The 20,968-nt window shown below is 70.4% G+C and carries 15 protein-coding genes, 1 tRNA gene and 1 other RNA gene; 12 read left to right on the forward strand and 5 right to left on the reverse strand.

All coding sequences use genetic code 11. The annotated features are described in order from the left end of the window. Window positions 1-338: 338 nt before the first annotated feature. The 3 genes from H5397_RS09865 (at window position 339) to H5397_RS18860 (ending at window position 4,638) form a co-directional block, all read left to right on the forward strand. Complete coding sequence (locus tag H5397_RS09865; RefSeq protein WP_182817052.1) at window positions 339-2,447, forward strand: polysaccharide pyruvyl transferase family protein; 2,109 nt, start codon at window positions 339-341, stop codon at window positions 2,445-2,447. A gap of 87 nt (window positions 2,448-2,534) precedes the next feature. Beyond that, window positions 2,535-3,176, forward strand: coding sequence for a hypothetical protein (locus H5397_RS09870; protein ID WP_182817053.1), 642 nt, complete (start codon window positions 2,535-2,537; stop codon window positions 3,174-3,176). After that, window positions 3,160-4,638 carry an O-antigen ligase gene (locus H5397_RS18860; RefSeq protein ID WP_182817055.1) on the forward strand — a complete coding sequence of 493 codons (1,479 nt, stop codon included), beginning with the start codon at window positions 3,160-3,162 and terminating at the stop codon, window positions 4,636-4,638. The genes H5397_RS09870 and H5397_RS18860 overlap by 17 nt, the downstream gene beginning before the upstream one ends. Here H5397_RS18860 and H5397_RS09880 read toward each other — a convergent pair. The 3 genes from H5397_RS09880 to H5397_RS09890 all read right to left on the reverse strand — a co-directional run bounded on the left by H5397_RS09880 (window position 4,622) and on the right by H5397_RS09890 (window position 6,817). Then, a complete protein-coding gene (locus H5397_RS09880; RefSeq protein ID WP_182817057.1) occupies window positions 4,622-5,308 on the reverse strand; it encodes a polysaccharide deacetylase family protein in 687 nt (228 codons plus the stop codon). The two genes, H5397_RS18860 and H5397_RS09880, sit on opposite strands and share 17 nt — an antisense overlap. Beyond that, entirely contained in the window at window positions 5,305-6,678 is a 1,374-nt protein-coding gene (locus H5397_RS09885) for a glycosyltransferase family 4 protein (RefSeq protein ID WP_182817059.1), read from the reverse strand. The genes H5397_RS09880 and H5397_RS09885 overlap by 4 nt, the downstream gene beginning before the upstream one ends. 51 nt (window positions 6,679-6,729) lie before the next feature. After that, window positions 6,730-6,817 (reverse strand) — tRNA-Ser (locus tag H5397_RS09890). Between the two features lie 86 nt (window positions 6,818-6,903). On the opposite strand from H5397_RS09890, the gene H5397_RS09895 reads away from it, so the two are divergent. The 3 genes from H5397_RS09895 to H5397_RS09905 all read left to right on the forward strand — a co-directional run bounded on the left by H5397_RS09895 (window position 6,904) and on the right by H5397_RS09905 (window position 10,166). Further along, on the forward strand, window positions 6,904-7,716 hold the full coding sequence (locus H5397_RS09895; RefSeq protein WP_182817061.1) for a carbon-nitrogen hydrolase family protein: 813 nt from the start codon (window positions 6,904-6,906) through the stop codon (window positions 7,714-7,716). A gap of 10 nt (window positions 7,717-7,726) precedes the next feature. Continuing rightward, window positions 7,727-7,823: signal recognition particle sRNA small type (gene ffs, locus H5397_RS09900), an RNA gene on the forward strand. 78 nt (window positions 7,824-7,901) lie between these two features. Next, window positions 7,902-10,166 carry a DNA polymerase III subunit gamma and tau gene (locus H5397_RS09905; protein ID WP_182817178.1) on the forward strand — a complete coding sequence of 755 codons (2,265 nt, stop codon included), beginning with the start codon at window positions 7,902-7,904 and terminating at the stop codon, window positions 10,164-10,166. 19 nt (window positions 10,167-10,185) lie between these two features. Here the strand turns inward: H5397_RS09905 and H5397_RS09910 are convergent, their stop codons facing one another. Continuing rightward, window positions 10,186-10,707, reverse strand: a complete 522-nt coding sequence (locus H5397_RS09910) for a hypothetical protein (protein WP_182817063.1) — start codon at window positions 10,705-10,707, stop codon at window positions 10,186-10,188. Window positions 10,708-10,817: 110 nt separating this feature from the next. Then, complete coding sequence (locus H5397_RS09915) at window positions 10,818-13,787, reverse strand: S8 family peptidase (protein ID WP_182817065.1); 2,970 nt, start codon at window positions 13,785-13,787, stop codon at window positions 10,818-10,820. Between the two features lie 214 nt (window positions 13,788-14,001). On the opposite strand from H5397_RS09915, the gene H5397_RS09920 reads away from it, so the two are divergent. The 6 genes from H5397_RS09920 (at window position 14,002) to H5397_RS09945 (ending at window position 20,944) form a co-directional block, all read left to right on the forward strand. After that, a complete protein-coding gene (locus H5397_RS09920; RefSeq protein WP_182817067.1) occupies window positions 14,002-14,325 on the forward strand; it encodes a YbaB/EbfC family nucleoid-associated protein in 324 nt (107 codons plus the stop codon). A gap of 13 nt (window positions 14,326-14,338) precedes the next feature. After that, window positions 14,339-14,938 carry a recombination mediator RecR gene (recR, locus tag H5397_RS09925; RefSeq protein ID WP_182817069.1) on the forward strand — a complete coding sequence of 200 codons (600 nt, stop codon included), beginning with the start codon at window positions 14,339-14,341 and terminating at the stop codon, window positions 14,936-14,938. A gap of 10 nt (window positions 14,939-14,948) precedes the next feature. Beyond that, window positions 14,949-15,764 carry a Cof-type HAD-IIB family hydrolase gene (locus H5397_RS09930; RefSeq protein ID WP_182817070.1) on the forward strand — a complete coding sequence of 272 codons (816 nt, stop codon included), beginning with the start codon at window positions 14,949-14,951 and terminating at the stop codon, window positions 15,762-15,764. 275 nt (window positions 15,765-16,039) lie between these two features. Continuing rightward, window positions 16,040-17,449: a hypothetical protein gene (locus H5397_RS09935; RefSeq protein ID WP_182817072.1), complete on the forward strand. Its 1,410-nt coding sequence runs from the start codon at window positions 16,040-16,042 to the stop codon at window positions 17,447-17,449. Window positions 17,450-17,453: 4 nt separating this feature from the next. Continuing rightward, window positions 17,454-19,190 carry an ABC transporter ATP-binding protein gene (locus tag H5397_RS09940; RefSeq protein ID WP_182817074.1) on the forward strand — a complete coding sequence of 579 codons (1,737 nt, stop codon included), beginning with the start codon at window positions 17,454-17,456 and terminating at the stop codon, window positions 19,188-19,190. Further along, the gene (locus H5397_RS09945) at window positions 19,187-20,944 is read left to right on the forward strand and encodes an ABC transporter ATP-binding protein (protein WP_182817076.1); all 1,758 of its coding nucleotides are present in this window, start codon (window positions 19,187-19,189) and stop codon (window positions 20,942-20,944) included. Before H5397_RS09940 ends, H5397_RS09945 begins: the two co-directional genes overlap by 4 nt. The last annotated feature ends 24 nt before the right edge of the window (window positions 20,945-20,968 follow it).

A 20,968-nucleotide genomic window follows, 5' to 3' on the forward strand; every position in this document is an offset into this window, starting at 1 on the left:
CTACCGAGGCGTCACGAAGAACGACAACTGGCTCCACCAACGAGTCGCGGCGATCAACCTCCGCCGCCTCCTGAACCTCGGCCTCAGCTTCGGCAACACCGGCTGGGCGATCGCCTGACCAGCCCCGGAACGAGCTTGAACACCAAACCACACGGGTCCACCACGACCCTCAGACAAGCGCGACGACCCCGCTGTCGCACTCAACTGCGCTGACTCACACTCGCGGCTCGACAGCCGCGGCGGCGTCCCACCCGCCACCCACGTCCAACCCGCCGTCAGATAGACGCCTTGTTCAGCAGGCTCCTAGACTGCCGTGCACACGGGCGAGAGGGGCAGCCATGGCCAGCATCGTTCTCGCGGCGCACGACGAGGCGGCGGTAATCGGGCCCACCCTAGACGCCCTGCGTGCGGACGCCGGCGACACGGCAGAGATCATCGTCGTCGCCAACGGCTGCACCGACGACACCGCGGACGTCGCCCGCCGCCACGGCGCCACCGTCGTCGAAGTGCCCGAGGCGGGCAAGGCTGCGGCCCTCAACGCCGGGGACGCGGTCGCCACGTCGTTCCCCCGCCTCTACCTCGACGCCGACATCGCGGTTCCCCCCGGCACGGTGCAGGCGCTGGTGGATGCCCTCGCCTCAGGAGCGCTGGCGGCCGTGCCGGCCCGCCGTCTCGTGCTCGACGGGCGTCCGACACTGGTGCGGGCCTACCACCTCATCCAGGCCCGCCTGCCCGTCTTCCGCGACGGCCTGTTCGGGCGCGGCCTCATCGCCCTGTCGGAGGAGGGGCGTTCGCGGTTCGACACCTTCCCGCTCATGGTCGCCGACGACCTGTTCCTGGACTCGCTCTTCGCTCCTCACGAGCGCGTCCTCGTGGCGGCGGTGGAGGTCCCGGTCGAGACACCGCGCAGCACCGGCGCCCTGCTCCGGCGGCTGGTCCGGGTGCGGCGCGGGAACGCCGCCATGCGGGCGGCGGCGGCGTCCGGGCTGGTCGGGGGTCAGGTGCGGCCGGCCGCCCGCTGGTCGTGGCTGACCGACGTCGTGCGCGCCGAACCGCGCCTCGCTCCCGCGGGGCTCGCGTACGCGGGGTTGAGCCTGGCGGCAGCCGTCGGCGCTCGCCGCGGCTCGCGCGGCGACCTCCACTGGGGCCGGGACGCCTCCACCCGTGGGGGTGCCGAAGTTCGGCCGGGTCGTCTGCGGGTCGGTCTCATGGGCGTCCAGTGCGACTCGGCCAACCTGGGGTTGGCCGCGCTGGCGTACGGCGCGGTCGCGCTCGCGGACGCCGCCGCTCCCGGCGAGACCGACATCACGCTCTTCTCCGACAACTCGGACGCCGCGCTGGCCCGGATGGCCGCCGATCTGGGGCTTGCGGCTGAGCGGCTCACGGCCGTCCCGTTCCGCCGCAAGCAACCCGCGGCGTGGCTGCGGACCCTGCGTGAGATGCGCCGGTGCTCGATGATCTGGGACTTCACCGGGGGAGACAGTTTCTCCGACCTGTACGGCACCCGCCGCATCGCCCGCAAACTGCTGGACAAGGAACTCGCCCTCCGCAGCGGCACACCGCTGGTGCTCGCCCCCCAGACGTACGGGCCGTTCCGGCACCGCGCGACGCTGCCCTGGGTGCGCCACGTGCTCCAGGGTGCGGCGCTGGTGGTGACGCGCGACGAACTCTCGCGGGACTTTCTCGCGCAGGTGACACCACGCGACGTCGTGGTCGCGACCGATGTGGCGATGGCCCTTCCCTGGGACGCCCGTCCCGACGCGGACACCCTCCCGGACGCGAGCCCCCGCCGCGTGGGGGACGCCTCCCCGGGCGCGCGGCGTCCGCGGATCGGCCTCAACGTGTCGGGGCTGCTGTGGAACGGCGGGTACACCGGGCGGAACCAGTTCGGCCTGGTCGCCGACTACCGCGCGTACTGCCGCGGGCTCGTCGAGGCCCTGCTCGCCGACGGGGCGCAGGTGCACCTCGTGTCGCACGTCCTGTCGCGCGGGGACGCCGACGACGAGGATGACGTGGCGGCGGCGCGGGCCCTGCTGGCCGACCTGCAGCTAGGGCCTGGGATAGACCCCGCGCCCGAGCCTGGCGAGGGCCCGTCACGCTGCGTGCTCGCGCCCGCCTTCGCGAGCCCGGTCGAGGCCAAGTCGTACATCGCGACCCTGGACGCGTTCGTCGGGTCCCGCATGCACGCCACCATCGCGGCGTTCAGCAGCGGGGTGCCGTGCGTGCCGGTTGCGTACAGCCGCAAGTTCGCCGGTCTGTTCGGCAGCCTCGGATACCCCGTCCTGGTGGACCTCACCCGCCTCGACACCGGCCCCGCGGTGACGGAGACGCTCGCGTACCTGCACCGTCTCCCCGAACTCACCGCGCAGGTCCGTGCCGGCGCCCGGGAGGCCACCGAGCGCCTCGGCGCCTTTACGGACGCGGTGGCGTCGTTGTCTCGGAGGTGACAGCCTCGTTACGTCCCGACAGGCGGTTGGGGGCGGTGTTAGGCTTCCGGGCAACATCCGCTCAGCAGCGCGAGGGGGGGGGCTGCCATGGACCTGGCCGACGGCATCCGGGTCGTGCTGCGACGCTGGCTGATCGTCCTGATCGGGCTGGCCCTCACCCTCGGCGCGGCCTACCTGGTCTACACCCGCTCACCCCAGTCGTACCAGACGAGCGCCCGCCTGCTGCTCCTGCTGCCGCCCGGCGCCCAGGGCGGCGAGCTGCCGAACAGCCCCTTCCTGTACCTGCCCAACGGGCTCAACGTGCTCGCCGGGCACGTTGCGATCGCGCCCAACACCCAGGCGTTCCGGCGCGCCATGGTCGAGGACGGCTACACCGCGGGTTACCAGGTGGGCGTCGACCCCGGCGATCCGATCATCACGGTCACCGTCTCCGGTGGCGACCCGGACGGCGTCATCGAGACCCGGGACGCCCTGATCGAGCGACTCACCGACGAACTCGACCGCGTTCAGGACGAGGAGTCGGTGCCCGACCGCCAGCGGGCCCACTTCCGCACCGCGGGGCTCAACGACGCAGCAGCGCCCATGGGGGGCAACAAACTCCAGGGGGCCGCCGCCACCGTGGCGATCGGCGGCCTGCTGACCCTCCTCGTGGCATTCCTGGTCGACCGGCGCCGGCTCCGTCCGGCGGCCAGGGCCGGCAAGGCGGAGCCGCGTGTCCCGGCCGACTGACGCGGACGAGCCGTCCGCCACGTCGCGGTCGCGCCGCGGCCGCGTCGGCGCGCTGCTGGAGCGTATGGTGCGCCGGGGCAGCCACCTGCCGGCGATTCTCGTACCCATGGCCTACGTCACGCTTCTCCTGCTGTTGCCCAGCCGGCTCGTGGTGCCGCAGATCGGAGCGCCCGGGACGCCGGCGAACCTCGTGGCGATCACCGGTCTCGTCGTCTGGGTCTGCCTGACCGTCGGAGGGCTGAACGGCCGCAAGGGCTGGACGCCGACGCGCGCCACCGTCGCCCTGTTCACCCTGGCTGTGTTGGCCAGCCTCCTGAGCGGAAACCAGTACGGCTGGTACCAGCCGGCCGACATCCACCAGCGATCCGATCGCCTGTGGCGTTCGGTGCCGCTCGATCAGCTCAGCGTGGCGCTGGACAGCGCGGGCGCCCGCGGTCTCCTGGCCCTGGCGGGATGGATGGGCGTCCTGCTGCTCACGGCCGAGGCCGTCCGGTCGTGGCGTGACCTCGAGCGGGTCGTCGGCTGGGTGGTCGGGTGCGCCACGGTGGTCGCGGTGCTCGGCGTCTACCAGTACTTCACGGGCGACAACGTGGCGGCCTGGTACCGGATCCCCGGGCTGTCGACGATCCTCGAGCAGAACACCTTCACCCGGTCGGTGGTCAACCGGGTCGTGGTCACGGCCGGACACCCCATCGAGCTGGGCGTCGTGATGTCCGCCCTGCTGCCGCTCGCTCTCCACCGCGCCCTGCACCGTCGAACCGTCATGGGCTGGGCCCAGAGCGCGATGATCGGGGTGGTCGCCCTGATGTCGGTGTCGCGGTCGGCGGTCGTCGTGATGGCCGTGGCCCTCCTGGTGCTGTTCCTCGGGTGGCCACCCCGCCGGCGCCTCGCCGCGCTCGTCATCCTGCCCGTGGCCGCGGTCGTCGCCCGCGCCGCCCTGCCGGGGCTGCTGGGCACGATCCAGTCTCTGTTCACGAATCTCGCCGACGATCCGAGCGTCGCAGGGCGGACGGCTGACTACGACATCGTGGCCCGGGCGGTCTCGGAGCGTCCGCTGTTCGGCCAGGGCCTGTTCACCTGGGTGCCCTTCTACTTCCGGACGATCGACAACCAGGCCCTCATGTTCCTCCTCGAGCTGGGCATCGTCGGGACGGCAGCCTTCGGTCTGCTCGTCGCCACCCACCTCGCGCTGGCGCTGGTGGCCCGGTCACGGCTCGCGGACGACCGCGCCCGCGATCTGGCGCTGGCGGTGGCCGCCGGGCTGTTCGGCATCCTCGCCAGCTATGTCACGTTTGACGCCCTCAGCTTCCGCCTCGTGGCGGGCATCACCTTCCTGCTGGCCGGTCTCGCCGGCGGCGGCTGGCACGTCACGCGGGATCCGTCCCGCTCCACCGGTGTGCTCCGCGACGCCGGCCAACGCAACCCCCGCCGGGCTCTCGAGCCCCTCAGCGAAACCGTTTGAGGGTGGTGACGACCGACCGCCGGACCCGCGCGGCGGCCGGCGGAGCGCCCGTGGCAAGGGCGGTCACCGTCCCGGTGGTCCAACCCCGGGTGTAGGAGTGGCGCGGCTGCAGCCAGGCGCCGGCCCGGGCCGGGGCCGCGTCGCTGGTGTACACGGTCCGGTACCCGCGCAGCGCCCGTAGCACGCGCCGGTCGTAGCTGCCGAACGGGATGGCGAACCGTTCCACCGGACCGCCCGAGGCGTCCTGCAGGGCGCGCCGCGACGCGTCCGCCTCGCGCGCCAGCTCGTCCGCCCCGGCCCGCCGCAGATCGACGTGCGCCCAGCCGTGGCTGCCGATCCCCATGCCGGCCTCGCGCAGTGCCCGGAGGTCGACGGCGCTGAGGTAGCCGGGCAGGCCGGTGCGTCCCGCGCACGCGTGGAAGGTGGCCGTCAGGCCCCGCCGGAGCAGCTCCGGCAGCGCATGCCGGACGTCGCTGGCGTTGCCGTCGTCGAAGGTCACCTCGACCGGAACGCCCGACGCGCGGAGATCGGCGACCTCGTCGACCAGCGAGGGCCACAGCGCGTCCGGGCACCAGTAGGGACGCTCGTCCGCAGGGACGTCGGGCCCGGGCTCCCCGATGCCGTGGAAGGTCAGCACCGTGACGTGCCCGCCCCGGCCCGCACCGCTCATGCGGGCCGGCCCCGACGGATGAGGAAGGTGCGCAGGCCGTCGGTGTCGCGCAGGTCCACGTACGGTCGGCCCAACGCGTCGACGCCTGCCGGCGGCTCGTCGGCCGGGGCAGGCTCCGCCGCAGCCCGGGCCGAGGAGTCCCCCGTCCCCCGGAAGCCGGTCAGCTCGTCGTAGACCCCGACGTAGGCCCGCGACTGCGGCCGCCAGTCGAGCTCCGCGACCACGCGCCGGCGGGCGCGCAGGCCCATCTCCTCGCGCAGCCCGGGGTCGTCGAGGAGACGCTCGACGGCGTCCGCGAACGCCCCGATGTCACCACTGGGCACGTAGAGGACGCTGTCGCCGCCCGAGACGCGCGTCTCGACGAGGTCGAAGGACACCGACGGCAGGCCGTAGGCCATGTACTCCATGGTCTTGTTCATCGTCGACACGTCGTTCAGCGGCGTCTTCAGGTCAGGGCTCAGGCCGATGTCCGCGGCGCTTAGCCGGGAGGCGATCTCGTCACGGTCGACGCGTCCGGTGAAGGTCACCCACGGGTCGAGCCCCATGTCGCTGCACTGCCTGCGCAGGTCCTCGAGGCAGTCGCCGAACCCCATGAGCGTCGCGTGCACGTCACGGCGTCCGCGGCGGCGCAGTTCGTCCATCACGAGGAGCAACTGGTCGACCCCGTCCTGTGGGCCCATGATGCCGAGGTAGACCAGCTCGTGGGGTTTGTCGCCCGTCGTCTCGACGCGCAGGGGGCGCATGGCGTGGGTGTCGGGGCCGCTCCTCACGACCGTCACCAGGTGCGGTGCCAGCCCACCGCGCTCGATGGCGATCCGTCGGTACGACTCGTTGGTGGAGATCACGCGGTCCGCCGCCCGGAAGGTCATGCGTTCCAGCCACAGCAGGCCCCGGTACAGCGCCTTTCCCTTAGCGCCGGTGGGCTGCCCGAACCTGGACAGGTACAGCTCCGGGTTGAGGTCGTGGTGGTCGAAGATGAACCGGACGCCGGCGGGTCGCCACAGTCGGGCGAGCAGCCAGTACGTGTCGGGTGGGTTGCAGGCCTGCAGGATGGTGAAGGGCCGACGCGCGCGGACCACGAGACTCAGGATCGCGGTGCGCAGCCAGCAGTAGGCGAACTCGATTGCGTACCCCGGCAGCCCCTCGGCCTGCGGTGGCGGTGCGTACTTGTAGAGATGCACGCCGTCGATCACCTGGCGCGCTGGGTCGCCGGGGCCCTTGGGGCAGATGACGCTGACCTCGTAGCCGTGGGACGCCAGTGCCTGGCACTCGAGCCAGACGCGACGGTCAAAGGGGACGGGCAGGTTCTGCACGATGATCAGCACGTGCGGCCGGGCGGCCTGCCGCGGCGCCCTCACCGACTGGTCCATGTCTGATGGTAGCGCCAGCGCAGGCCCGCTCGGTCAGGGCGGGAACCCAACTGGCGGAGGATACGAGATTCGAACTCGTGAGGGCGTGAACCCAACCCGGTTTCCAACCGAGCGCCATAGGCCTCTAGGCGAATCCTCCGTCGGACATGGTAACCGATCCCCGCGGTGCGGCCCAATCGGGTGCCGGTCGTTGACGTGGGCGCCCCGACCCCGTCGAATGGGGGCATGCGCATCGCCCTGGCCCAGATCGTCGCGAGCACCGAGCCGGACGCCAACCTCGACCTCGTCCGCGAGCACGTCGCCCGCGCGAAGGACGCCGGCGCGGAGCTCGTCGTGTTCCCCGAGGCCACCATGGCCAGCTTCACGACGCGGTCGGCCGCCGTGGCGCAGCCGGTGGACGGGGAGTGGGCCCGCGGCGTCCGGGATGCCGCGCGGGAGCACGGCATCGCCGTCGTGGTCGGCATGTTCACGCCGGGCGCGGACGGCAAGGCCCGCAACACGCTCCTGGTGGTCGACGCGGTGGGGGAGCTGGTTGCGACCTACGACAAGATCCACCTCTTCGACGCGTGGGGCTTCGAGGAGTCCCGCCACATGGAGGCCGGGGACACCCCGGTTGTGGTCGAGGTCGGCGGCGTGCGGTTCGGGTTGGCGACCTGCTACGACGTGCGCTTCCCCGAGCTGTTCAAGCACCTCGCCAACGCCGGGGCCGAGGTCATCCTCGTGCCGACCTCGTGGGCGAACGGACCGCGCAAGGCCGAGCAGTTCCGCGCGCTGTGCGTCGCGCGGGCGCTGGACAGCACCTGCTTCATCCTCGCCGCCGGACAGGCCGACCCCGCGACCGTGGGCATGGAGGTGAAGAAGGGGTCGCCGACGGGCATCGGCCACAGCGTCGCGGTCAGCCCCCTCGGCGAGGTGCTGGCCGAGGGCGGCGAGGCGCCCGAGCTGGTCGTCGTCGACGTGGACGCCTCGACGATCGAGGAGTCCCGCGGGCGGCTCCCGGTGCTGGCGACCTCGCGTTTCGGCATCGCCGTGCCCTGATATGCTGGATGTCGGGTCCCCGCGCGGTGGTACCTCGCCCAACTCCCCCAGGGCCGGAAGGCAGCAAGGGTCAGTGAGCTCTGTCAGGTGCGCGGGGGCCCTTTCACGTCCCCGGTCGTCATCCCCACCGGCCCGGCGGTTTGTCGGGGCGACCCAGTAGGGTGCGGAGCGTGGGACAAGACGTGATGGGTGGCCTGTTCGACGACGACGAGGGCGACGTCGTCGATGACGGCCTGCCGGCCTACGAGCAGGATGGGCCCGACCTCTTCGGCACCGAGCCCGACGAGTTGATCCTGCCCACCGAGCCGACGCCGGTCGACGACCCCGAGATGGACGTCCCGCTCGACGAGTACGACGAGATCCCGATCGATCCGGAGGAGTCCGACGAGGCGGACGCCGAGGCCATGGCGCTGGTCGCCGAGCCCGCGGCGTCCGAACCGGTCGAGTTGGCCCCGCCGCCCGCCGCCAAGGCACCGACCCCACCCGCGCGTCCGGACGCCCCGCTGGCCCTGTACCGCCGCTACCGCCCCGACACCTTCGACCAGGTGATCGGGCAGGAGCACGTGACCGTGCCGCTGCAGCGGGCCCTCACGAACAACCGCGTCAACCACGCCTACCTGTTCAGCGGCCCGCGTGGCTGCGGCAAGACCACCAGCGCGCGCATTCTCGCCCGCTGCCTGAACTGTGAGCAGGGCCCCACGCCGACGCCGTGCGGCACCTGCCAGAGCTGCCGCGACCTGGCGCGCGGCGGGGCGGGCAGCATCGACGTGATCGAGATCGACGCCGCCTCGCACGGTGGCGTGGACGAGGCGCGCGACCTGCGCGAGCGGGCGTTCTTCGCCCCCGTGCACAGCCGCTACAAGATCTACATCATCGACGAGGCGCACATGGTCACGCCGCAGGGCTTCAACGCCCTGCTGAAGGTGGTGGAGGAGCCTCCGCCCCACGTGAAGTTCATCTTCGCCACGACCGAGCCCGAGAAGGTCATCGGCACGATCCGCTCGCGCACGCACCACTACCCGTTCCGGCTGGTGCCGCCGCGCACGCTGACCGCCTACCTGTCCGAGCTGTGCACCGCCGAGGGCGTGTCGGTCGACGACGCCGTGCTGCCGCTGGTGGTGCGCGCCGGCGCCGGGTCGGTGCGTGACTCGCTGTCGGTGCTCGACCAGCTGCTCGGTGGCGCGGCCGAGTCGGGCGTCAGCTACCAGCAGGCCACGCGGCTGCTGGGCTACACGCCCGACAGCCTCCTCGACGAGATCATGGACGCCTTCGCCGCCGGCGACTCCCACGGCGTGTTCGCGTGCATCGACAAGGTCATCGAGGTCGGCCAGGACCCGCGCCGCTTCGCCGAGGACCTCCTGCGCCGCCTCCGCGACCTCATCGTCATCGCCGCCGTGCCCGACGCCCTCGCCACCGGCCTGGTCGACGTGGCCGCCGACCAGGGCGAGCGGCTCACCACGCAGGCCAACGGCATGGGTCCGGGCGAGCTGGCCCGCGCGGCCGAGGTGATCGCCAAGGGCCTCACCGACATGCGCGGCACGACCGCCCCGCGCCTGCACCTCGAGCTGATGTGCGCCCGCGTGCTGCTGCCGGGTGCCGACGTCGACGAGCGCGGGGTCCACGCACGTTTGGACCGCATCGAGCGCCGCCTGCAGATGGCGGCCGGCGCCGAGTCGCACGCGCCCCGGCCCGAACGGTCGGACGCCCCGGCCCCGGCCCCGGATCCCGCGCCGGCCCCGTCGCCGCAGCCCGAGCCGGGTCCCCGGTCACGGCCCGAGGCCCCCGCCCAGCCCGACCCGTGGCAGGCGCCGCCCCAGCCCCCGGCTCCCGCGCCGCGGCCCGAGCCGCAGCGGCAGGCCCCGCCGCCTCCGCAGCCGGTGCCCCCGGCCGCACCCGCGGCGTCCGGCGCCGGTGACCCGGCGGTGCTCACCACCGCGCAGGTGCGCGGGCGCTGGCCCGAGGTGCTCGACGCGATCAAGAAGCGCCGCCGCGTCACCTGGATCGTGGTGCGCGAGAACGCGCAGGTGCACGACTTCACCGACGGCGTGCTGACGCTGGCGTTCAACAACCCCGGCGCTCAGGAGAGCTTCTCGCGCGGCGGCAGCGACCAGGTGGTGCGCGAGTCGGTCCTCGAGGTGCTGGGGGTGGCGCCGACGATCCGGGCGATCGCGGGCAACGAACCGCCGCCCCCGCCGGCGCCGGCCTACCAGAGCGCCCCGGCTCCCGAGCCGGTGCAGCAGCAGCCCCCGGCCGCGGCGCCGCCGTCCCCGGGCGCCGAGCAGGCGCGGGCCAACATCCAGGCCACGCAGGTCGGCCCGATCGACGAGGAGGCCGAGGCCCAGGAGTCGCCCGACGACATCGACCTCGACGACGATGGTGCGGGCGCCGACGAGTTGCTGGCCAAGCACCTGGGTGCCGAGCTGATCGGCGAGGAGGAGCCCGAGCTCTGACCGCTCGTGCGCGCCCGCGTCAGCGGGGGCGCGTGTCGGGCGCGGCCGGGAGTGCGGGTCGTGGGTTGGCGCAGTACCCGAAGGCGGGGCCTCCGCCGGAGTGGTAGCTGGCGACCTCGCCCTGCACCTCGAGCAGCAGGCGGCGGCCCGGCACGAGGGCCTGCGTGTACATCATCCCCGGCTGCGGGCACCCGATGCTGCCGTCGGGCCAGGTGACGTCGGCGTACTCCACGACGCTCACCTCGTCGGGGGCCACGCCGCGGCGTTCGGCCACGGCCGCGATCGCCTCCCTGACACCCGGGAGCTCCAGCACGTCATCGGGCACCGGCGTGGCCGGCGCGGCGGGCGGTGTCGGTCCGTCCGAGGGCAGGGGCAGCGTGGTCGGCTGCGGGGATGGCGTCTTGCCGGGGACGGTCGGGCGGGGCTCGCGGGGCGTCGCGGTGGTCATCGGTTCCTCCGAGGGTCTCGTGGCGCAGCCGCCGAGGAGCAGGCCCAGCGCGAGCGCGCCGGCCGCGGCCCGGAGACGTGTGCGTCGGTGCATGGCGACCTCCTCTAGGCGTCCCAGTCTAGGTGCGATGCGGTGCGGGAAAGGGGGAGCCCCCTCCCGGACGTGCCGGGAGGGGGCCCTTGGTGGTGCGTTGTGCGACTACCTCACGGGTTGACGGTGACGAGCGTGCTGCCCGCCGGGGTGTCGCCCTCGAGGAAGTTGACCTGACCCAGGTAGCGCTGGCCCGCGGTCAGGCCGGACCAGGCCGCGGTGAAGGTCACCGGCTGGGCCATGGTGACCGACGCGGACGCCGGCTGTACGGTCAGGTTGTCTGCGTCGGCGTCCGTGACGTCCCATGTGTGGACCGGGACGCTGACCGACGGCTCCGGGCTGTAGAGGTCGATGGACACCACGTAGATGCCCGGGGCCAGCCGCAGCGTGAGCTCCTCGGAGGAGCCCTCGTTGCCGCTCAGGTCGACCAGGGAGACCGTGCTGTCGGCCGGGTTGAACCGGTACACGTACAGGTCGATGTCCTTGGCGGCGACCTCCTCATCGTAGGTGGCGAAGCGCGAGACCTTGGTGTCCTTGGTCACCTCCCAGAAGAAGTAGCCGTCGAGAGGGGTGCCGTCCTCCCGGACGACGCTCTGCGCAACGACGTCGGAGGGGATCAGGCCGTCCACGTCGGTCTTGAGTGTGCCGGTGAACCCCGGGGTGACGGTGATGTCAGTCGCCCCGCTGGTTCCGGTGCCGGTGACCTCGACGGGGGCCGAGACGGCCATCGGCTTGACCGCGATCGGGCTGCGCACGGTCTCGTACTTCGGCGAGTTCGGCACCCAGGTGAGGGAACCAAAGGTGTACTTGCCGAGGGCCGCGTCGGTGCGGGTGATCGTCACCTTGAAGGTGGCGCTACCGCCGGGGCGAACGGTGATCTTGTCGGGGACGACCTTCACCGTGGTGCCCTTGGGCGCCTCCACCTTTGCGCGGTACTGCATGGCCGACTTGTTCACGTTCTTGACCGTGCGGGTGATCGTCTGGGTGCCGGTCAGCTCACCGATGCTGATGCTCGGGTAGTTCAGGTCACTCGGGTCCTTGGCGGGCAGCTGGGCGCAGACCTCGGCACCGCCGACCAGCTGCAACTGCCCGATCCCACAGGCGTAGATGTCCCAGTCGGTGATGTTGGAGTCGTAGACCAGACCCGGGTTGTAGGACTTGGCCGGGACGACCTCACCCGCGCCGTAGTTGAGTGGGGTGGCCTTCGCGCCGGTGGCGGTCAGGATCGCCTTGCCCTCGTCCGTCGTCTGGCGGGCGGTGGTCATCATGGCCGACTTGATGGCCATCGGGCTCCAGGTCGGGAACCTCTGCTTGAGCAGCGCGCCCAGGCCGGCGATGTGCGGGGCCGACATCGAGGTGCCCTGCAGGGACTCGAAGCGGGGGTCACCCGAGTCGGGGTCCTGGCTGTAGGCCGCGATGACGTCCACGCCGGGGGCGGTGATGTCGGGCTTGAGCAGGTCGCCGCCGCCGGCCAGGGCCGGGCCGAAGGACGAGAAGCTCGCCATCGACGGGGCGTCGACCTCGACGTACTTGGAGGCGTTGATGGCGCCGGTGGGGGCGTCCTGATCGGACACGTACGCCTTCAGGGCCTCACCGTCCTCGGCGGTCAGGTGGAAGCCGGGGATCGAGTAGATGATCGGCAGCAGGGTGCTCGCGCCGGTCGGGGAGTTCGCAACGACGATCGCCGCGCCACCCGAGGCCGCGACCTCGGCGCCCTTGTCCACGAAGGGGTGCTCTCCACGGGTGCAGACGACCATCTTGCCGGCGGCGCCGGCGTCATCGACCGTGCCGGGGCCGCAGAGGTCGGCCTGGGCGGCGGTGTAGCCGGCGGCGGGAATGGTGCTGGCGAGCACCATCGGGAGCTGGGCGGTGGGGCCGCCGTAGCCGACGCCGTCGTAGGTGGTGCCGTCACCCGTGGTGAGCGTGTTCTCGACGCCACGGTCGTGCGAGCTGGCCGCAACGGTCATGGTCCACGGCGAGTTGTGCGCGACCGACGAGACGCCGACGCTGTCGCCCGAGTTCCCGGCCGAGGTGGAGACGAAGACGCCCGCCTCGGCGGCCGCCATGAAGGCGAGCTCGTCGGCGGTCACGACGTACTCAGAGGAGCCCGAGACGGAGTAGTTGATCACGTCGACGCCGTCGGCCACTGCGTCGTCGATGGCCTGGACCAGGCCGGAGCTCGTGCCGGAGCCGCGTCCGTCTTCGGTCTGCCACAGGGCCTTGTAGACGGCGACGTGTGCGGCTGGGGCCATCCCGGACCCGGAGCCCATGGTGTTGCCCTGGATGGACATCGCGACGCCGTGGTTGCCGGCGGCGGTGCCCGCGGTGTGGGAGCCGTGGCCGTTCGTGTCCCGGGGGCTGTTGAAGTCGTACCGAATGTCGTTCTCGTACTCGGTGCCGTAGTAGCGAGCCCCCACGATCTTGGTGGTGCACTTGAAGGTTGGGTCGTTCTCGGTCTCGCAGGCCCAGTCACCGGCCGGCATCTTGGCGCCGGGCAGAGCGGCGAAGCTGGGGTTGTCGGGGTCGATGCCGGTGTCGAGGACGCCGACCACGATGCCGGTGCCCGCCTTGGCGTCACCGCCGAACTGCTTGGCCCAGACGCCGTTCTTGCCGGAGAGCCCGAGGTAGTCGGGGGTCGTGACGGTGTCGGCGTAGCGGACCTCGTCCTCCCAGACGTTGGCCACGCCGGCCGCCTTCTTCAGTACCGCGGCCTCGGCCTCGGTCAGCTTGGCGGTGAAGCCGTTGAAGGCGACGGTGAACTCGTGCGTCTTGGCCGACTCCTTGACGTTGGCGTCGCGCAGGGCCTTGCGCTGCTCGTTGCGATTGTGGGCCTCGAGCTTCTTCGCGTTGCCCGACTTGGCGTTCACCTTCTTGCCGGTGGCCGGCTTGGTGGCGGGGATGCCCTGGACGCCGCCGTCGTAGGTGGCGACGGGGTCGCCCTTCATCTGGACGATGAAGGTCTTCTTCGTCTGGTCCAGCTTCACCTCGTCGGCCGCGTAGGCCGGTGGCGCGAGAGCTGGGAGCAGGGCGAGAGCCGCACCGCACGCGAGGAGGCGTGAGCGTCGGCGTGGGGTCTGGTCCACGGTGGTTCCCTCCGGGTTACGTCCATGACAAGGCGTGACGCGGCCACAACTGCGTGACCGCCCTTGGTGGGGAGAGATTTTGGTTCCTTCAGGGAGAGAAGTAAATCGGCCGCACCGTCAGGGTTTTTCACTCTTGAAGAGTGAGGGGGTAGGCGTACCCCCGGGGGTGAGGGCGGGATGACCTACGATGGGCCGCGACGAGAGGAGGGCGTCGATGTCCCTGTTCGGCACCGAGGGTGGCGGGTTCGACATGAACTCGTTGCTCGCCCAGGCCCAGGCCATGCAGGCCCAGATGCAGAACGCGCAGGCCGAACTGGCCACCAAGACCGTGACCGGCAGCGCCGGCGGCGACCTGGTCCGGGTCACGATGACCGGCTCCGGTGAGCTCACTGAGGTGCGCATCGACCCGAAGGCAGTCGACCCCGACGACACCGAGACCCTCGGTGACCTGGTCGTGGCGGCCGTGCGCGACGCCAACAACCAGGTCCAGGCGCTGGCGGCCGCCGCCATGCCCCAGATCCCCGGCCTGCCCTTCTGACGGCGCGGTCGGCGTGTACGAAGGTCCGATCCAGGCGCTGATCGACGAGTTGGGCCGGCTCCCCGGCGTGGGGCCCAAGAGCGCGCAACGCATCGCGTTCCACCTGCTGAACGCCGACCGCGAGGAGGTCGAGCGCCTCGCGGACGCCCTCCGCGAGGTCGCCGAGAAGGTGCGGTTCTGCGACATCTGCTTCAACGTGTCGGAGGACACCACGTGTCGCATCTGCCGCGACCCCCGACGCGACCAGGCGACGATCTGCGTGGTCGAGGAATCCAAGGACGTCGCCGCCATCGAGCGCACCCGCGAATTCCGGGGGCTGTACCACGTGCTGGGTGGGGCGATCAGCCCCATCGACCACGTCGGCCCCGAGGACCTGCACGTCGCCGAACTCCTGCGTCGCCTGTCTGGACCGGTCGTCACCGAGGTGATCCTCGCGACCGACCCCAACGTCGAGGGCGAGGCCACCGCCACCTACCTGACCCGGCTGCTGGCCCCCACCGGCATCACGGTGTCACGGCTGGCGTCCGGGCTGCCGGTGGGTGGCGACCTGGAGTTCGCCGACGAGGTCACCCTGGGCCGCGCCTTTGCCGGACGCCGACAGGTGGGGGTGTGAGCCTGACGTGGTGAAGCTGATCGCGACCGACGTCGACGGGACGCTGCTCAACAGCAGCCACCGGATCAGCCCCCGCACCCGGGCGGCGTTCACTGCGGCGAGGGCGTCCGGGGTGGAGGTGCTGGCCATCTCGGGACGGCAGCCGTACTCGATCGGCGCGATCGTGGCCGGGACGGCGTTGGAGGGCCCGGTCGTCGGGTCGAACGGGTCGGTGGCCGTCGACCTGGCCTCGCGGGCGGTGCTGTTCGAGGAGGTCATCGACCTCGACGCCCAGCGCACGATCGCGCTGGCCCTGCTGGAGCGCTTCCCCGACGCCCACGTGGTGTCGGTGCGGGACGCCGGCAACACCTACGTCGCCCAGCACGGCTACACCGGCCACCAGGACCCGGGCCACGAAAACGCCCTGTGGCCGGTGGTCCACCGGTTCGCGCACCTCGACGAGGTGCTGGCCGAGCCGTCGGTGAAGCTCGTGATCAGGCACCCCGACCACCGGGTCGAACCGGAGTTCATGCTCGAGGTGGCGCGTGATTTGCATGTGCCGGGCGTGCACCCGACGACCTCGGGGGCACCGTTCCTCGAGGTCGGGCGGGCCGGGGTATCGAAGGCGACGGCGCTGGCCCGGTTCGCCGCCGATCGGGGGATCGAGGCGTCCGGGGTGGTGGCGTTCGGCGACAACCTCAACGACGTCGAGATGCTGGCCTGGGCGGGCCTGGGCGTCGCGATGGGCAACGGCGTGCCCGGCGCGATCGAGGCCGCCGACGAGATCGCGCTGACCAACGACGCCGACGGGGTCGCCGTCGTGATCGAGCGCCTGCTCGGTCTGTGATCCGACCGCGGTTACGCTGAGTCGCCAGCCCCTGACTAGTCCTTTGGTGGCATCGTAAATCAGTCTATTGGAGGGGGCGTGGGTCGCAACAGTTGCGTAGAGTCCCGGGGAGGCCATACCCCCGTGGCCGCTTGATTGAATGGAGAATACCGTGACGATTCGCACTGCATCCCCCTTGAGCTCCTGTTCCAAGGGTGAGGTCTACAGGCACTGCAAGTAGCACGAGCGATGCGGGGCTGGGAGGTAGATCCCAGCCCCGCGGGCATCGAAATCCAATGTTCAATTACTTGAGGGAATGGCTGGGTCACCATCCCGACGTGCATCCTTCAGTTGCCGCGACGGGTCTGAGCTTTCTACTTCCGGGCTACATAGACACTTGGGAGCCCGGGAAGTCTTTGAGATATAGTGGTGTAGCTAAACAAGAGGCTCGCCTTTGTCAATTAGCCGTCAAGATTGCTCCGGAATTCTTGGCGGAGAACCAAGAGTTTCAAATTAGGGACCAAGGGGACGCCCTCTTCGCTGCCAAAATGTTCGCGGCGATGCCCGGTCGGTACCGGGTGCGGGTCATCAACCCAGAGCGAAACTCGGAGCCGACGCCCCGCTGGCTGCTAGGTGACGTCAGTGAGGCCTTGGTTCATCTCTTGTCGTCTGTGGACTCGGGTAACCCTTGGTTGACCGAGAAGTGGTTGGACAGGCTGCTGAGCAGAATCAATGCGGAAACGCTGAACGACGAGGTCCTGTTCGGGCGGCTCATGGTGCTCCTTCGTGTCTTGGGCCGTGACCTTGAAGCCGCGCAGATTGCACGGAGTGTGGACCCTCAGCTTCCACGGATGAGGGCGGCGGCCTTGGCTGACTTGGTGGTGATCAATCAACGACTTGGCCCGCTGCTCCGGGAACCTCGCGCCCACATTGAGGGTTACGCAACTGAATTGTATGAAATCGCCATGGCCCTAGGGCATGACGCCGACCCGCTGGAACTTGAGTCGTGGGTCAATGCTCTGGGTCTCTTCTTCGCCGCAACCGGGAGATTCGACGAGTGTCGCAGTCTTTATTCGTGGTTCGAGAGTCAGGTAGGAGATTCCCTGCCACCCCACGCGCGGGCAATATTTGAGTCGAACTTCGGGAGGGTATTGACTTGGGCGGCTGAGCCGGATCTCGTGAGGGAAGGTGAGACGCGGCTTCGTCTTGCAGCGAATCTCGAGCCCCAGTTTGCTGATCACTGGGTCCGAGTCGCTGACTTCTTGGTAGATGCGGGCCGGATGGACGACGCGTCGCAACTGATCGCCCGCGGTCTTGACGAGTGTGCTGATACTGCAGCATTGATCGCCGTTTCAGCACGCCTGAAGTTCCTCGCAGGAGAGTTTCATGAGGCGATGACCCTGTATTTGAACTCCTATCGAATGCAGCCGGAACGTCATGAGAGGTTACTGCATGCCGCACAGGCTGCTGGAAATGCTGGACTCGTGGACGAGATGGCCGACCTGCTGTCGGGAGTGGAAGTTGCGTATCTGACAGATCCATTGGTGGAGACCTTTGAGCTGCTGTCTTTGGAAGTGAAGTCCCGCGAGATGGACGAGCGCTTGCGGCGTGCGTGGATGTGTGACCAGTTGGCGATGCTGTCAGCCCTTCGGCCTGAGTGGGAAGTTGTTCGAGAGAACGTTGAACTCCTGACTCAGGAAGGGTGATCTGGTGCTGCGGATCTTCTTCTTCGCCGCGCGATCTGCTCGCCCCCTGGCAGTCCTCACGCCCGTCTTGCTGGTGGCGGGGGCGGTGGCCTCGGTCGGAATCATGTGGCTCCTGGGTGCGACGATCAGTGAACTCCAGGCAGGCCGATATGAACGCGCCATCCAAGCTGCTGTCCTCTATGCGGCCGTGCTCGCGGCATCGAGTGTGCTGGACGCCGCGACGGCTTGGAGCGTGATGCGTTGGGAGTCCGCCTTCCTCGTGGCCCTGCACGACCGGATCGGTTCCCTGCTGGGCCGTCCGAGAGCCGCCGTGGCGCTGCGATCCCCCGAGGTGTCCCAGCGCGTCCGGGCGGTCAGGGAGGCGGTTGACGGCTGGATGGTTCGCGACTCATTGGGAAGTCTCGTGTTCGTGGCGACCATGTGGCTGACTGCCGCCGGTGGCCTCATCATCGTGGGTACGTGGCGATGGTGGGTCGGGGTCATCATCGCCGCCGCCTTTTTGTGGTCGGCCAAGCTCTCGGCCCGGTGGTCGGACTCGGTCGACGACGACCTGCTCGACGTCACCGGGACGGACCGGGCTCGGGCCGCCTACCTCCGCACCCTCGTGGTGGAGAGGTCCGGGGCCCGGGAATTGAGGGTGTTCGGCATCCATGCGGTGGTGACCGAGCGTTGGCGGCAGACGTGGCTGCGAGCCATGCGAGAGGTCTGGGCGATGCGGCGGGGACGCGCCTGGGCGGTGGGTGGGAGCGCACTGGCTGTCATGGTCGCGCACCTGGGCGCACTGGCCCTGCTCGTGTGGGATGCGTGGGCGGGGCGTATCTCGGTCGGTGCCGTTGCGACCGTGGTCGCCGGGCTCACGAGTCTGGCCTCGTTCGGGAACCAAGGGGACTCCGGTCTCTCGGTGCGAGCGGGAGGTGCGGCGGTCGCAGCTCTGGACGCCCTTGACGAGTCCGTCGATGCCGCCCGGAAACCGGAGCGTCCTGTCGATCCCAGCTGCCAGCCGGGCGAGATCCTGATCGAGGATCTCGTGGCCGCCTATGACGATGGGGTCCCAGTCTTGGATGGCCTGACCCTCCAAATTGCACCGGGGGAGGCGGTCGCGCTCGTGGGAGTGAACGGCGCGGGCAAGTCCACCCTCGTCAGGGTTCTGACCGGCCTGCTGGAGCCGGTGGGCGGACGGGTCGCCATCGGTGCGGAGCCCGGAGCTCCCGCGGCTGCGGTCGTGTGGCAACGATACGGAAGATTCCCCCTGACGCTGGCGGAGAATGTCCATGGTGGTCGCGAGCACGAGCCTGCGGCACTGGAGGTGGCTCTCGAGGACGCAGGGGTGGTGGAGTTCGTCCAGGACCTCCCCCAAGGTGTGGACACGCCCCTCGTGACTGGAATCGACGGCGGGACGGAGTTGTCCGGGGGGCAATGGCAGCGCGTGGCCTTGGCACGATCTCTTCTCAAGACACACCCGGACGCGGGTCTGTTGATCCTGGACGAACCCACCGCCAGCCTCGACCTCCCCACTGAGCACGCCTTGTTCCAGCGTTTCCGTAGCAGTACGCGCGGTCGTACCTCATTGACCATCACCCACAGGCTCGGAAGCATCCGGAACCATGACCGCATCGTGGTGCTGGACGAGGGGCGAATCGCGGAGTCGGGCACCCACGACGAACTGATGGCGCTGGGCGGGACCTACGCGAAGATGTTCGTCGCCCAGCGGGATGGTTTGGTCGCAGGCGGAACGTCATGAGGGCGATCCGTCTGCTGGTCACCGAGGCGTGGGCGGAGTCTCCGGCCACATTCCTGCTGGCCTTCGTCGAAACGCTCGGGCGAGTCCTGGAGTTGAGCCGCCCGGTGTTCCTCGGCCTGCTGGTCGGCGGTCTGGTCTCCGACCACCCAACGAGTGCCGTGCTGGGCGCACTCGGCTTCGCAGTCGCGGCGGGTCTGGGTGAGGCGTTCATGGCCGTGGGCGTCGGTGCTCGCGTCCGCCTCATGGAGCGTCTGGGCTTCCGATTCGACCAGAAGATCCTGGGTGTCCTCGGTCGGTTGCCCACGATCGAGCACCTGCAGGACGACGAGGTGAACGACCGGATCAGGCTCTTGACCGAGGAGCAGGGCGCCCTCGGGCTGGGGATCAACCGGCTGCTGTACGTCGTGAACAACCTGGTGTTCGCTATGGGGACCATCTTGGTCGCGGTGACCGCCTCGTGGTGGATGGCGATCCCCCTGCTCGCCGGGGCTGCGGCCCTGCTCAGCACGCGCTGGGTGGCACGGGCGGAGCAGCGAGCTGAGCAGGACTCGGCGCGTCCGGGACGGATGCGGGAGGAACTCGCCGATGCAATGGCGGACCCCTCTGCGGCCGAGGATGCCGCCGTCCACGACATGCACGCGCTCCTGCGGCGCCGCCTGGGAGAGGTGACGCAGGCCTGGCGGCTGCCGACCGAGCGGACGGGGGTGAGGGTGGCACTCCTCGAAGGTGCCGAGTCGATCCTGTTCTTCGTCGCGGCGGGGGCAGCGATGGTCCTCACCATCCGCGATGCCAGCGTCGGCCTCATCTCCGCGGGCGCCGTCGCGCAGGCCTTCCTGCTGGTGACCCGCCTGGCCGGGGTGGCCCCGATGCTCAAGTTCACCAGCACGATGGCCCTCCGGTCGATCCGCAGCATGGACCGCTACCTGTGGCTGGTGGACCGCGCGGCCGCCGAGGCGCAGCCCGCCCGGGTGCCGGCCAACCGCATGGCGGCCGGCGTTGTGGTCGACCACGCCTCCTATCGGTACCCGGGGGCGTCGTCCGACGCGCTGAGCAACGTCACCCTGACACTGGCGCCGGGCGAGGTTGTGGTCCTCCTGGGGGACAACGGCTCGGGCAAGTCCACGTTGGTCAACCTCATGCTCGGCCTGCTGCGGCCGACGTCCGGCGCCGTGCAGGTCGGAGGTTCCCCTGCCTCCGAGCGGCAGCGCGTATCGATGGTCAGCCAGGACTTCGTGCGCTACGAGTTGACGCCCCGCGACGCGGTTGGCTTCGGGGATGTCGAACGGATCGACGATGGCGCACACCTGAGGGACGCCGCGCGTCTGGGTGGGGCGGCCACGCTGGTGGACGGGCTGCTCGGTGGCTGGGAGCAACAACTCGGCACAGGCTGGGTTGGGGGCGTCGATCTCTCCCAGGGTCAGTGGCAGCGGCTCGCGTTGGCACGGGGTCTGGTTCGTCAGGGGTCGATGCTGATGTGTTTCGACGAGCCGAGTTCTGCACTCGACCCGGAGGCCGAGCGCGTCTTCGTCGAATCGCTCGCGACCGGGGAGGCGCGTCGCGCGTTGGGCGATGAGTGCACCGTCGTGTTCGTGACCCACCGGCTACTCGCGGCCAGGATGGCCGATCGCGTGGTGGTCCTCGACCGCGGCCGCGTCGTGGAACAGGGGACGCCCGTCGACCTCCTGAGAACCGGGGGTCGCTTCGCGGAACTGCACGCTCTCCAGAGCGAGGCCTACCAGGGTGACCGTGGGTGATAGCCACCTACCCTACGCTGGGGC

The sequence above is a fragment of the Propioniciclava sp. MC1683 genome, from assembly GCF_014164675.1.
Taxonomy (GTDB): Bacteria; Actinomycetota; Actinomycetes; order Propionibacteriales; family Propionibacteriaceae; genus Propioniciclava.

Bases quoted from the DNA above. Each gene is read 5' to 3' on its own strand.
- H5397_RS09895 (WP_182817061.1), top strand. From the start codon at position 6,904: ATGCGCATCGCCCTGGCCCAGATCGTCGCGAGCACCGAGCCGGACGCC.
- H5397_RS09945 (WP_182817076.1), top strand. From the start codon at position 19,187: ATGAGGGCGATCCGTCTGCTGGTCACCGAGGCGTGGGCGGAGTCTCCG.
- H5397_RS09865 (WP_182817052.1), top strand. From the start codon at position 339: ATGGCCAGCATCGTTCTCGCGGCGCACGACGAGGCGGCGGTAATCGGG.
- H5397_RS09880 (WP_182817057.1), bottom strand. From the start codon at position 5,308: ATGAGCGGTGCGGGCCGGGGCGGGCACGTCACGGTGCTGACCTTCCAC.
- H5397_RS09935 (WP_182817072.1), top strand. From the start codon at position 16,040: ATGTTCAATTACTTGAGGGAATGGCTGGGTCACCATCCCGACGTGCAT.
- H5397_RS09905 (WP_182817178.1), top strand. From the start codon at position 7,902: ATGGGTGGCCTGTTCGACGACGACGAGGGCGACGTCGTCGATGACGGC.
- H5397_RS09870 (WP_182817053.1), top strand. From the start codon at position 2,535: ATGGACCTGGCCGACGGCATCCGGGTCGTGCTGCGACGCTGGCTGATC.
- H5397_RS09885 (WP_182817059.1), bottom strand. From the start codon at position 6,678: ATGGACCAGTCGGTGAGGGCGCCGCGGCAGGCCGCCCGGCCGCACGTG.
- H5397_RS09910 (WP_182817063.1), bottom strand. From the start codon at position 10,707: ATGCACCGACGCACACGTCTCCGGGCCGCGGCCGGCGCGCTCGCGCTG.
- H5397_RS09920 (WP_182817067.1), top strand. From the start codon at position 14,002: ATGTCCCTGTTCGGCACCGAGGGTGGCGGGTTCGACATGAACTCGTTG.